The 12311-nt window shown below is 72.3% G+C and carries 10 protein-coding genes; 6 read left to right on the forward strand and 4 right to left on the reverse strand.

Translation table 11 applies throughout. The features are described from left to right. Positions 1-2: 2 nt before the first annotated feature. A complete protein-coding gene (locus ACXN5W_RS03980) occupies positions 3-1061 on the reverse strand; it encodes an AAA family ATPase (RefSeq protein ID WP_473156745.1) in 1059 nt (352 codons plus the stop codon). A 431-nt stretch (positions 1062-1492) separates the two neighbouring features. Here ACXN5W_RS03980 and leuS point away from each other — a divergent pair, with 431 nt between their 5' ends. From leuS to ACXN5W_RS03995, 3 genes are all read left to right on the forward strand, one after another. Further along, positions 1493-4333: a leucine--tRNA ligase gene (leuS, locus tag ACXN5W_RS03985; protein WP_473156746.1), complete on the forward strand. Its 2841-nt coding sequence runs from the start codon at positions 1493-1495 to the stop codon at positions 4331-4333. An 894-nt stretch (positions 4334-5227) separates the two neighbouring features. Next, positions 5228-5356: a hypothetical protein gene (locus tag ACXN5W_RS03990; protein ID WP_473156747.1), complete on the forward strand. Its 129-nt coding sequence runs from the start codon at positions 5228-5230 to the stop codon at positions 5354-5356. 190 nt (positions 5357-5546) lie between these two features. Further along, on the forward strand, positions 5547-6302 hold the full coding sequence (locus ACXN5W_RS03995) for a hypothetical protein (protein ID WP_473156748.1): 756 nt from the start codon (positions 5547-5549) through the stop codon (positions 6300-6302). Between the two features lie 9 nt (positions 6303-6311). On the opposite strand, the gene ACXN5W_RS04000 is transcribed toward ACXN5W_RS03995, so the two are convergent. From ACXN5W_RS04000 to ACXN5W_RS04010, 3 genes are all read right to left on the reverse strand, one after another. After that, a complete protein-coding gene (locus ACXN5W_RS04000; protein ID WP_473156749.1) occupies positions 6312-7034 on the reverse strand; it encodes a TVP38/TMEM64 family protein in 723 nt (240 codons plus the stop codon). Between the two features lie 140 nt (positions 7035-7174). Then, positions 7175-7897 carry a type 1 glutamine amidotransferase gene (locus ACXN5W_RS04005; protein WP_473156750.1) on the reverse strand — a complete coding sequence of 241 codons (723 nt, stop codon included), beginning with the start codon at positions 7895-7897 and terminating at the stop codon, positions 7175-7177. Continuing rightward, positions 7887-9128, reverse strand: coding sequence for a MurT ligase domain-containing protein (locus tag ACXN5W_RS04010; RefSeq protein ID WP_473156817.1), 1242 nt, complete (start codon positions 9126-9128; stop codon positions 7887-7889). Before ACXN5W_RS04010 ends, ACXN5W_RS04005 begins: the two co-directional genes overlap by 11 nt. Before the next feature lie 512 nt (positions 9129-9640). On the opposite strand from ACXN5W_RS04010, the gene mraZ reads away from it, so the two are divergent. The 3 genes from mraZ to ftsL all read left to right on the forward strand — a co-directional run bounded on the left by mraZ (position 9641) and on the right by ftsL (position 12310). After that, positions 9641-10072 (forward strand): division/cell wall cluster transcriptional repressor MraZ, encoded by a 432-nt coding sequence (gene mraZ, locus ACXN5W_RS04015; protein ID WP_473156751.1) that lies wholly within the window; start codon positions 9641-9643, stop codon positions 10070-10072. Positions 10073-10277: 205 nt separating this feature from the next. Then, a complete protein-coding gene (rsmH, locus tag ACXN5W_RS04020) occupies positions 10278-11432 on the forward strand; it encodes a 16S rRNA (cytosine(1402)-N(4))-methyltransferase RsmH (RefSeq protein ID WP_473156752.1) in 1155 nt (384 codons plus the stop codon). A 197-nt stretch (positions 11433-11629) separates the two neighbouring features. Beyond that, positions 11630-12310: a cell division protein FtsL gene (gene ftsL / locus ACXN5W_RS04025; protein WP_473156818.1), complete on the forward strand. Its 681-nt coding sequence runs from the start codon at positions 11630-11632 to the stop codon at positions 12308-12310. The last annotated feature ends 1 nt before the right edge of the window (position 12311 follow it).

Raw genomic sequence — 12311 nt, forward strand, 5'->3', positions numbered from 1 at the left:
CGTCACCGCCCCCGCTGCTCGTACGGGGACCGGCCGGGGCCGTCCGGGTTCGCCGGCCGGCCGTCGTACGGCGAACGGCGGCGCTCCTGCGGCACCGGGAGCCGGCGGACGAGGTCGGCGACCACCGCGTCGGTGGTCCGGCGGGCGAGCTGGGCGTCGGCGTTGGGGATGACCCGGTGGGCCAGCACCGGCACGGCCAGGCTCTGCAGGTCGTCCGGCAGGACGTAGTCGCGGCCCTCCAGCGCGGCCACCGCGCGGGCGGTGCGCAGCAGTTGCAGGGTCGCCCGGGGCGACGCGCCGAGCCGCAGGTCCGGAGACTCCCGGGTGGCGGTGACCAGGTCGACGGCGTACTGCTGGACGGTGTCGGCGACATGGATGTGCCGCACCGTGGCGATCAGCCGGCGCACGGTGGCGGCGTCGGACACCGGACGCAGGTCGGCCAGCGGATCGGCGCCGCCGTGTGCGGCCAGCATCGCCAGCTCGGCCCCGACGTCGGGGTACCCCATCGCGATCCGGGCGGTGAACCGGTCCCGCTGCGCCTCCGGCAGTGGGTACGTCCCCTCCATCTCGATGGGGTTCTGGGTGGCGATCACCATGAACGGCGTCTGCAGCTCGTAGGTCACCCCGTCGACGGTGACCTGACGCTCCTCCATGCACTCCAGCAGGGCCGACTGGGTCTTCGGCGAGGCCCGGTTGATCTCGTCGCCGACGACCAGGTTGGCGAAGACGGCCCCCGGCTTGAACTCGAAGTCGTGCGTCTCCTGGTTGAACACGCTGACCCCGGTGACGTCGCTGGGCAGCAGGTCAGGGGTGAACTGGATCCGTCGGACCGAACAATCGATGGACCTCGCCAACGCCTTGGCCAGCTTGGTCTTGCCCACCCCCGGCACGTCCTCGATGAGCAGGTGCCCCTCGGCCAGCAGCACGGCCAGGGCCAGTCGCACGGTGGCTGTCTTGCCCTCGATGACCTGCTCGATGTTGGCCACGATGGCATTGCTCGCGGCGCGGAACTCGTCGTTGGGCAGCGCGCCCCCCAACTCGTCCCAGGTCTGCTGTCTCACCGGAGGTCCTCCTCGTCACTGTGCCGCGGTGCTTCATAAACAGCCGAGACCGGCAGCAAGGTTGGCGGGAGTTCTGTTCCGGTCCGGATGTCCGGTTACCCCCAGCAATCAGGCTAGCGCTCTTCTCGCGTACCGCCGACCTCCGGCCGAGGATCGCGCCTGCGGGTGACCCTCGGACTTCGGTCGGTGACCGGCCGACCGGGGCCGCGGTGGTGTCGGGAGGTACGGGTCCGCGACAGGCATCGGCGGCAGGCGCTAGACTGCTCGCATGCCCAGGGCCCACCTGCTCCTTAGCGAGCCGTGCTGACACGTCAGACGACGTCAGCACGGCAACCCCTCCCTCGTGAGGGGCTTTTTTGTGCCTTCGCGACCCGCGCCACCGAAGACCGCAGCACCCTGTCCGGCCCTGGAACCAGACCCCGAGGTGAGCAATGACGTCCGCAGCCGAGCCGACCGCCGACATCCCGCCGTTCCGGTACACCGCGCAGCTGGCCGGTGAACTGGAACTGCGCTGGCAGGACCGGTGGCGGCGGGAGCAGACCTTCCGGGCGCCGAACCCCACCGGACCGCTGGCCGAGCCGGGCCATCCGCGCGCCGGCGCCGAGAAGCTGTACGTGCTGGACATGTTCCCCTACCCCTCGGGCGCGGGACTGCACGTCGGCCACCCCCTGGGCTACATCGGCACCGACTGCTTCGCCCGGTTCCAGCGGATGGCCGGCCGCAACGTCCTGCACACCATGGGCTTCGACGCCTTCGGCCTGCCCGCCGAGCAGTACGCGGTGCAGACCGGCACCCACCCGCGGACCACCACCGAGGCGAACATCGAGCGCTACCGGACCCAGCTGAACCGGCTGGGCCTGGGCTACGACCACCGGCGCTCGGTGGCGACCATCGACACCGACTTCTACCGCTGGACGCAGTGGATCTTCCTGCGGATCTTCAACTCCTGGTACGACGCGGACGCCGACCGGGCGCGGCCGATCGACGAGCTGATCGCCGAGTTCACCGCCGGCACCCGCGCCACCCCGGACGGGCGCCCGTGGGCGCAACTGTCCCCGGAGCAGCGCCGCCGGATCGTCAACGACCACCGGCTGGCGTACATCTCGGAGGCGCCGGTCAACTGGTGCCCGGGGCTGGGCACGGTGCTGGCGAACGAGGAGGTCACCGCCGACGGCCGGTCCGAGCGCGGCAACTTCCCGGTCTTCAAGCGCAGCCTGAAGCAGTGGATGATGCGGATCACCGCGTACGGTGACCGGCTGCTGGCCGACCTGGACAAGCTGGACTGGCCCGAGCCGATCAAGCTGATGCAGCGCAACTGGATCGGCCGGTCGGTCGGCGCGCACATCGACTTCCCGACCGACTCCGGACCGGTGCGGGTCTTCACCACCCGCCCGGACACCGTCTTCGGCGCGACCTACCTGGTGCTGGCCCCCGAACACGAACTGGTGGACCGGCTGGTGCCGCCGACCTGGCCGGCCGACACCCGTCCGGCCTGGACCGCCGGGTACGGCACGCCGGCCGAGGCGGTCGCCGCGTACCGGGTCGAGGCCGCGGCCAAGACCGACGTCGAGCGGCAGGCCGACGCCAAGGAGAAGACCGGCGTCTTCACCGGCGGGTACGCCACCAACCCGGCGACCGGGCAGCGGATCCCGATCTTCGTGGCCGACTACGTGCTGGCCGGCTACGGCACCGGGGCCATCATGGCGGTGCCCGGCCAGGACGAGCGGGACTGGGACTTCGCCGAGGTCTTCGAACTGCCCATCGTGCGTACCGTCCAGCCCGCCGACGGCTTCGACGGCAAGGCGTACACCGGGGAGGGACCGGCGATCAACAGCGCCGCACCCGACCGCGGCCTGGTGCTGGACGGCCTGGGCATCGCCGACGCCAAGGCCCGGATCATCGAATGGCTGGAACAGAACGGGTACGGCGAGCGCGCCGTCACCTACCGGCTGCGGGACTGGCTGTTCAGCCGGCAGCGCTACTGGGGCGAGCCGTTCCCGATCGTCTACGACGAGACCGGGCTGCCGATCGCGCTGCCCGAGTCGATGCTGCCGGTCGAGCTGCCCGAGGTGGACGACTTCGCCCCGCGCACCTTCGCCCCGGACGACGCCGACTCGAACCCGGAGACCCCGCTGTCCCGCCGCAAGGACTGGGTGGAGGTGGAACTGGACCTGGGTGACGGTCCGAAGCAGTACACCCGGGAAACCAACGTGATGCCGCAGTGGGCCGGCTCCTGCTGGTACGAGATGCGCTACCTGGACCCGGCCAACACCGAACGGTTCGTCGACCCGGTCAACGAGCGGTACTGGATGGGCCCGAACGGCGAGGGCGACTGCGGAGGCACCGACCTGTACGTCGGCGGCGCCGAACACGCCGTGCTGCACCTGCTGTACGCCCGGTTCTGGCACAAGGTGCTGTACGACCTGGGCGAGGTCTCCTCCTTCGAGCCGTACCGGCGGCTGTTCAACCAGGGCTACATCCAGGCGTACGCCTACACCGACGCGCGGGGCAGCTACGTACCCGCCGAGGATGTCGTCGAGATCGACGGCGGCTACACGTACCAGGACGAACCGGTCCGGCGCGAGTACGGCAAAATGGGCAAGTCGCTGAAGAACGTCGTCACCCCGGACGACATGTGCGCGACGTACGGCGCCGACACCTTCCGGGTGTACGAGATGTCGATGGGCCCGCTGGAGGTGTCCCGGCCCTGGGAAACCCGAGCCGTGGTCGGGTCGTACCGGTTCCTGCAACGGGTGTGGCGGGCCGTGGTCGACGAGCGGACCGGCGCGGTACGGGTGGTCGACGAGCCGGCCGACGAACAGATCCGCCGACTGCTGCACCGGACCATCGACGGCGTGCGCGGCGACATGGCGGGGATCCGGTTCAACACCGCCATCGCCAAACTGATCGAGCTGACCAACGGGCTGACCCGGCTGACCGCCACGCCCCGCGAGGTGGCCGAACCGCTGGTGCTGATGCTGGCACCGTTCGCCCCGCACATCGCCGAGGAACTGTGGCAGCGGCTGGGCCACGCCTCGTCACTGACGTACGCGGACTTCCCGGTCGCCGACCCGGCGCTGCTGCGGGCGGAGTCGGTGACGTACCCGGTGCAGGTCAACGGCAAGGTCCGAGGCCGGATCGAGGTGGCCGCCGACGCGCCCGAGGCCGAGGTCCGGGCGGCGGCCCTGGCGGCGGTGGCCGGCTCGCTGGGCGGCAAGGAGCCGCGCAAGGTCATCGTGGTGCTGGGGCGGATGGTCTCGGTCGTCGCCTGACCCGCGCCGTCGTGGTCCTGGTGGTTGTCCGGCGGGCCCGGGGTGGTTGGTGTCCGGCCGGCCCGCCCACTCTGGGCGGTCAGGCTTGATCCCGTCGTGGGTGGGCCGGTCGGACATCCGTCCCGTGCCGGGCCCGTCCGGGGCTTGATCCCGTCGTGGGTGGGCCGGTCGGACATCCGTCCCGTGCCGGGCCCGTCCGGGGCTTGATCCCGTCGTGGGCGGGCCGGCCGGACACCCCTTCGGTGTCCGTCACTCCGCCGCCCGGGCCTCACCCCGCGCCTGCCTCGCCGCCGTGCCTCGCCGCCCGCGTGGCCTCGTCGCGCGCGTGCCTCGTCGCCCGCGTGATGATCGACTCAATGTCGGCGGAGTAGGGGAGTCCGACGGAGCAGGACCCCCCTACTTCGCCGACATTGAGTCGATCATCGGGGTCGGGTCGCCGTGGGCCTCCGGCGAGGGTGCCGGCGGGCCCGCGACCGTGGTTCCGGCGGGTCCGTGACCGTGGTTCCGGCGGGGGCCGTGACCGGGGTTCCGGCGGGGGCCGTGACCGGGGTTCCGGCGGGGCCGTGACAGTGATCAGGTGTACGCCAGCCACCTCGTCCGTGCCGGATGAGGTGGCTGGCGTACACCTCACTGCGCCGATCGGCGCGCCTGGCCGTCGTGGTGGTGGGGGAGTGTGCAGCGGGTGCCGTCGGGCAGGCGGGGCGTCGCACCAGATGCGGTGCCGGGCGTTCTGGTTGTCGTCCTCGGAGAGGGTGCGGTCGCCGAAGTCCAGCGTCGGCAGGTGGGCCAGGCTCGCCCGCAACGCGCGAGCCAGCCCGATCGCGTCGGCCCGGGTGGTGAGCCGGGTGGGCAGGTGCAGAATCCGGTACGTCACCAGTGGCCACCGTTCGCACCGTGCCTGCGGACGCCCTCGGTGGGTGGCTGACCGCGCCGGTGTTCGCCCTCGTGCTTCGCGAGCGCGGCCTGGTCTACACCGTTCCCCAGCGCGGCACCTACGTCGGTCAGGCCCCGCCCGGTAGCTGACGAAGCTCCTTCGCCAAGTCATGGCGGAGGGTCGTCGGCCGGACTGACGGGCGCGGTCGCAGGGCGGGCGCCGGCTGTCGGGGAATGGACAGGTCGAAGATCTCAACCGATCCGAGGACATAGAGTCTTGCCGCCGAGGTGCCCGCTGCTTCAGTCCGGAGGGCCCCGCTGCGCTAGCCCGGAGGACACGGTGTGGAAACTGGCGACGGAGACTGATCGTAAGGTCCACCGTGCCGCTCGGGTGGTGATCCCGATTCTTCTCGGGCTGCTCACCACCGGCTACGCGGTTGCGCTCTTCTTCCATCAGGAGCTGCGGTTGGCTGACAAGATCGAGCAGCCGCTGATAATGGCCTCGCTGCTGCTGATCATCGGTGTCCTGGTGCGGATCGAGCGTCGCCTGCCCTCGGACGAGGCGCCGGAGGTGACCATCTATCCCGACCGGACCAGTTTCTACGAGGCGACCCGGCGGGCGGTCGAGGACGCCCGGCACACCGTGCATGTGAGCTACCTGCGCGCCTGGAGCCCGGACGAGCTTGATGATGCCGTGCAACGGCACGTCGAGGCGTGTCGGAAGTGGGCCGACCGGTCGCACGAGCACAGCTTCCGTAGGGTCATCGTCAACGGCACCGATCTCCCGATGGTCGGCTTTCTTGAGCAGGAGCTTGCCGAGGTGCGGCACGCACGGGCGAACAAGCGGCATTACAACGTGAGACTGTTCGACCGTGGTGCGCAGGCCCAGGGAATGGTGAGCATCGGGCTCTACGACGGCGAGCAGGTGTTCGTCTCGTACTCCATCGACACTGACAGCATCATGGGGATGAGCATTCGCAGCCGGAAGGTCGTCCGGGACTGCTTCGCCCGATACTTCGACCATCTCTGGGAGAACGCCGTCCCCATCGAGAAATACCCGATCGGCGACGCGCCCGCGTCGGCGAGCCTTGGCTGACGTACCCGGTCAGTTCGGCTCGGTGTCGGGCGAGCCGGTGGGGGCGGTGCGGCGCCTGGTGCGTTCGGCGCGCCACCAGGTGCGGGCCAGGGCGAGGCTGGCGAACAGGCCGAGGCTGGCCGGAGCCACGGCCAGCCAGTTGAAGTGGCCCGGGGTGGTGACGGCCGCGCCGATGGCGGCGTAGCCGAACGCCGACGGCGCGCAGGCCAGCACGCTGCCGACCAGGTACGGCAGCAGTCGGGCGCCGGTCGTGCCGTAGCCGTAGCTGACCAGCCCGAAGCCGCCGACCGGCAGCAGCCGTACGGTGATCACCCCGAGCACACTCTGCCGGCTGAACCAGCCGTCCAGCCGGGCCAGCCGGCCCCGGAGCCGCTCGGCGACGAACTCCCGGCCCATCGCGCGGCCGATCCCGAAGCCGACGATCGCGGCCAGCAGGGCGGCGGCCATCATGTAGCCGGCGCCCGCCAGCGGCCCGAACAGGGCACCCCAGGCGACCGTGATGAGGGTACGCGGCACCAGCACTACCATCAGCGCGGCGCCGGCACCGACCGCGGCGACTGGGGCCGCCGGGCCGAGCCGGTCGGCCAGCCGGGGCGCCTGGGTGAAGTCCGGCGCCGGCAGGACGAGTAACGCGAGCCCGCACAGCCCGAGCACCAGGAGCAGGCCCAGGAACCGTCGCCCCGCACGCTGACCGAGCAGCGCCCGAACCCCGGCCATCGCGACCGCCGCCATCCGCCGCCACCGCCCGTCCTGGCCGGTGGGAACAGGCGGGCCGATCGGATCAGCCGGATCGGCGGGACCGGTAGGGCCAGCCGGGTCGGTCCAGCCGGTGGGGTGACTGGGGCCAGCCGGGTCGGTGGGGTCGGCCGGGGTCACTGCCGGGCGGCGGCGGCCACGGCCGCCGAGCGCTCGGAGCGCAGGCGGTCGGACCAGGTGTCGTCCAGCGGCGGCAGTTGGGCCGCGCCGATCGCCCAGCGCAGCAGCAGGTCCGCCAGTGCCGGGTTGCGGGCCAGCGCCGGCCCGTGCGAGTACGTCCCGAGCAGCTTGCCGTGCCAGGCGCCCTCGGTGGCGCCGTCGTTGCCGACCCCGGTGCTGACCCGGGCCAGCGGGGAGACCCCGGGGCCGAGGTGGGTGCGCCCGCCGTGGTTCTCGAAGCCGCTCAGCGGTGGCAGGTTGAGGCGCGGGTCGACCGGCCCGGCCAATTCGCCGACGGCCCGGGTGGGCCCGCGGTCGGAGCTGAGGTCGAGCAGGTCGAGCCCGGCGCACCGGGTGCCCTTGGCGTAGAAGGACGAGCCGAGCAGCTGGTAGCCGGCGCAGACCGCGAACACGACCGAGCCCTGCGCGACCGCGCGGTGCAGCCCGCCGTCGGCGAGCAGCCGCTGCGCGGCCAGCGCCTGCGGCCCGTCCTCGCCCCCGCCGATCAGGTAGATGTCCGCGCCCTGCGGCAGCCGCTGGTCGGAGCGCACCTCGTACATCTCCACCGGCAGGCCGCGCATCCCGGCCCGGTGGGCCAGGATCAGCATGTTGCCCCGGTCGCCGTACGTGGACAGCAGGTCCGGATAGATCCAGACGATACGCAGGCTTTCAGTTGACACGGTCCAACTCCGCTCGGATGTCCTGGAACGCGGTGTAGTTGGCGATCACCTCGAGCCGGCCCGGCGGCACCGCGGCGACGGCTTCGCGGAAGGTGCGCACGTGCTGGAACGGTACCCGGTTCACGTCGAGTCGCACCGCCAGGTCGTACGCCCGGTCCCCGGTGATCAGCACCTGGCGGCCACGCAGCGGCGCGAAGTCCACGTCGAACAGCCAGGAGGTGTCCAGCCCGTCGGGGTCCCGGGCGTTGATGGACAGCAGGGTGGGTGCCTGGTCGGCCATGTCGAACGCCTCCAGCCAACTGGCCGGGTTCTTGGCCAGCAGCAGCCGGACGTTGCGGCCGTCGCGGTCCACCTGCGCGTACCGGCCGGCGACCGAGGTCACCGTGCCGAGCCGGGAGACCGCGTCGGTGGGGCGTACCCCGAACTGGGCGGCCACGGCCAGCGCGGTGGCCGCGTTGCCGATGTTGACCTTGCCGGGGAGTTGGAGCTGGACCTTGTGCCAGGCGCCGGTGGGGTCCAGCACGCCGTCGTCCTCGACCACCCAGTGCGGCTGCGGCCGGCGCAGCGGGCAGCCCGCGCACCACCAGTCGCCGCCGGAGCGCTGGATGGTCGAGCCGCACTCCGGGCAGACCCACGAGTCGTCGTGCCAGCGCTGGCCGGCGCTGAACCAGGTGACCGCCCGTTCCGCCCGCAACGGCCCGGCCGGCGGGGTGGCCGCCCACACCACCATGGGATCGTCGGCGTTCGCCACCACCCGGGTCTCGGGGTAGCGCATCAGCGTCGCCCGCCACAGCTGCGCCATCATCGCCACCTCCTTGGCCCGGTCGAGCTGGTCGCGGGAGAGGTTCAGCAGCGCGATCGCCTGCGGCTCGGTCGCCTCGATGACCTGCGGCAGGTAGTGCTCGTCGACCTCCAGCACGGCGTACGGGGTCCGGCCCGCCTTGGCCAGCGCGGAGGTGTGCCCGGTCGGCATGTTGGCGCCGAACGAGTTGGTGGCCACCGGGCCGAGTACGCCGAGCGCGGCGGCGGTCAGCCGGGTGGTGGTGGTCTTGCCGTTGGTGCCGGACACCAGGGCGACGGCCCGGCCGGACGCCAGGTGGGTCAGCAGCTCCGGATCGATCTTGAGCCCGATCCAGCCGCCGATCACCGATCCGTCGCCGCGTCCGGCGGCCCGGGACAGCGCCGCGGCCGTCCGGGACACCGAGCTTGCCACCTTGGCCCGCATGGGCATTTTCCCGTCCGTCACGGACGCGAGATTACCGGAGCCGGCGGTCCGGCGGCCCGGCGCGTACATCACGGGCGGCTCGGCGGCGGTGGTCCGGTGGCTCGGCGGCCGCGGTCCGGCGCCGCGGCCGGACGGTGGGGGAGGGTCGGTGGAGGGGATAGCCCGGTGTGGGCGGCACGGGTGCTCCACTTTCCTCCACCTGTTGCGTCAGGGCGGTCACGAAGCCCGACCGCTCGCCCGAAATTTGCCGCTAATACCGGCATCTTGCCCCGCCCGTCGGAGCCCTGAAGCGGTTGTCGGATAGCGGACGCCGGGGCGGGTCGCCGAAACCCTCCACCTCGCCGCACCCGCTTTGACGTGCAGTTTTGTCCTCGACTTCACCGTCGCGACCGGGCGATTCCGGTTGCGGGTGGAGGGAAGTGGAGTAGAGTGGGGCGCGATGGTGGGCCTGGGAGGGCCACCGGCCCGGGGGTGGGCGGCGCCGCGAACGCCGCTGAAGGGCGAGGGGGGTTGGGCCGATGTTTCTCGGCACCCATACTCCGCGCCTGGACGACAAGGGCCGGCTGATCCTTCCGGCCAAGTTCCGGGACGAGCTGGCGGGAGGTGTCGTGATCACCAAGGGGCAGGAACGCTGCCTGTACGTCTTCCCGATGCTCGAGTTCCAGCGGATCGCGGGGCAGCTGCGCGAGCAGCCCATGACGCACAAGGCGGCCCGGGCGTACAGCCGGGTCTTCTTCGCCAGCGCCCACGACGAGGTGCCGGACAAGCAGGGCCGGGTGACCATCCCGATCCACCTGCGGGAGTACGCGGCACTGACCCGGGAGCTCGTGGTGATCGGAGCCAGCAGCCGGGTGGAGATCTGGGACCGCCAGGCCTGGGAGACCTACCTCGCCGAGAGCGAAGACGACTTCGCGGACATCGAGCAGGGGGTGTTGCCCGGCGGACTGTAGGGCCGACGAGCCTGACGTACTGCGAGATCTCCACCCGCTCGTGCTCCTGGCGCCTCTTCCCCGGTGCCAGGCGCGCGAACCGCACACCGGTGACCCGTTCGCCGGTGCGGACGGGACACGAGCGGATGGGGATCTGGCGGTATGACGAGCGGACGGGTGCTACAGACGTAATCAGACGTGGATCGGCGGTTCAGTGGGGGTCGAAATGGGGGAGCTGAGGGGCGCGCACGTGCCCGTGCTGCTCGAGCGGTGCCTCGAGCTGTTGGCCCCCGCGCTGTCCCGGCCGGGCCGTACGGTACACGTCGATGCCACGCTGGGTCTGGGGGGGCACGCCGAGGCGGTCCTCGCCGCGCACCCGGACACCGTACTGGTAGGTCTCGACCGGGATCCGGAGGCCCTGGCGCACGCCCGGGCCCGGCTGGACCGGTTCGCCGACCGGATCCACCTGGTCCACGCGGTGTACGACGAACTGCCGGCGGTGCTCGCCGACCTGGGCCTGCCCGGCGTCGACGGGGTGCTGTTCGACCTGGGCGTCTCCTCGCTCCAGCTCGACGCGCCCGACCGGGGGTTCGCGTACGCCCAGGACGCGCCGCTGGACATGCGGATGGACCAGACCACCGGCCGGACCGCCGAAGAGGTGGTGAACGGCTACTCCCACGGTGAACTGGCCCGGGTCCTGCGGGTCTACGGCGAGGAGAAGTTCGCCGGCCGGATCGCCTCGGCGATCCTGCGCGAACGGGAGCGGACCCGGATCACCTCGTCGGCCCGGCTCGCCGAGCTGGTTCGGGAGGCCATTCCGGCACCAGCCCGACGAACCGGCGGACACCCGGCGAAGAGAACGTTTCAGGCTTTACGCATCGAGGTAAACAGCGAACTGGCGGCGCTGGAGACGGCGCTGCCGGCCGCCCTGGACGCGCTCGCCCTGGGCGGCCGGATGGTGGTGCTGTCCTACCACTCGCTGGAGGACCGGATCACCAAACAGGCGTTCGCCGGCCGGGCCCGCAGCACGGGTCCGGTCGACCTGCCGGTCGAACTGCCCGGCACCGGGCCGACGCTGCGGCTGCTCAGCCGGGGTGCGGAACTACCGGGGTCGGCCGAGGTGGACGGCAACCCGCGGGCCGCCTCGGTGCGGCTGCGGGCAGCGGAACGGATCGACCCGGACGCCGGGTCGGAACGCACGGCGTGGGGCGGTCGCGACCGGCCCCGCCGTGGGGGAAGGGCAGCAGAGGGAAGGGCAGCACACACCTCCGGTGTGCTCCGGCCGGCGCGAACCGGGCGGGGTGCGGCGGAGCCGGAGTCATCCGGGCCGGACGGTCCGGAGCGACACAGCGGGACGGTAGTACAGGGGGAGGGAAGATGAACGTCGAGAAGCGCGACCGCCGGGACACCGGCGCACAGCGTGGCGCTGGGGAGCGCACACCACGGTCGGGGGGCCGGACCGTGGCGCAGCGGACCGCGGGAACAGCATCGACCACGCCCATCCGGCGGGCCGCGGCCAACCGACTGGGCGGGACCGAGCCGGTCCGCCGGCCGGGGGTCGCGGAGCAGCCGGAGCGGCTGGACGGTACCGGGTCGGGCCAGGCTGGATCGGGCCAACCGACGGCATCGGCCCAGGACCGGACGGCGACGGGCCGGGACCGGCCGGCGTCGAGCCGGGACCGCACGACAACGGGCCGGGACCGGACCTCGGGCCGGGACCGGGCGGCGTCGGGCCGCGACGGTGCGGTGCGCGGTCGGGGGACCCGTGCCTTCCCGGTCGCCGGCAACACCGCGCTGGCGCCCGAGGCGGTGCCCGTCACCGGCCGCCGGCCGGAGTCGGACTCTGCCGCGCGCCGGTCCGGCACGGCCGACACCGATCGCCGGACGCCCCGGCTGGAGGTGGCGCCGCCACCGCCGGTGCTGGTGCCCCGGGCGCCGTTCATCGCGCTGATCATCGCCGTGGTGGTGGGCGGGGTGCTGGGCATCCTGGTCGTCAACACGAAGATCAACGAGAACGCCATCCGGCTGTCCCGGATGCAGGACCAGCAGGCCGCGCTGGACCTGCGCCAGCAGCAGCTGGAGGACCAGATCACCAAGGCCGAGGCGCCGGGCAACCTGGTCGACCAGGCCCGCAAGCTGGGCCTGGTCGACTCCGGCCCGCCAGCGTTCATCCGGCTGCCCGACGGCCGGACCATCGGCGTGCCGCAGCCGGCCGAGGGCCAGCAGTCGGTGACCAGCGAGCAGGGTGCGGGAGGCTGAG

Source organism: Plantactinospora sp. A48 (genome assembly GCF_055793945.1).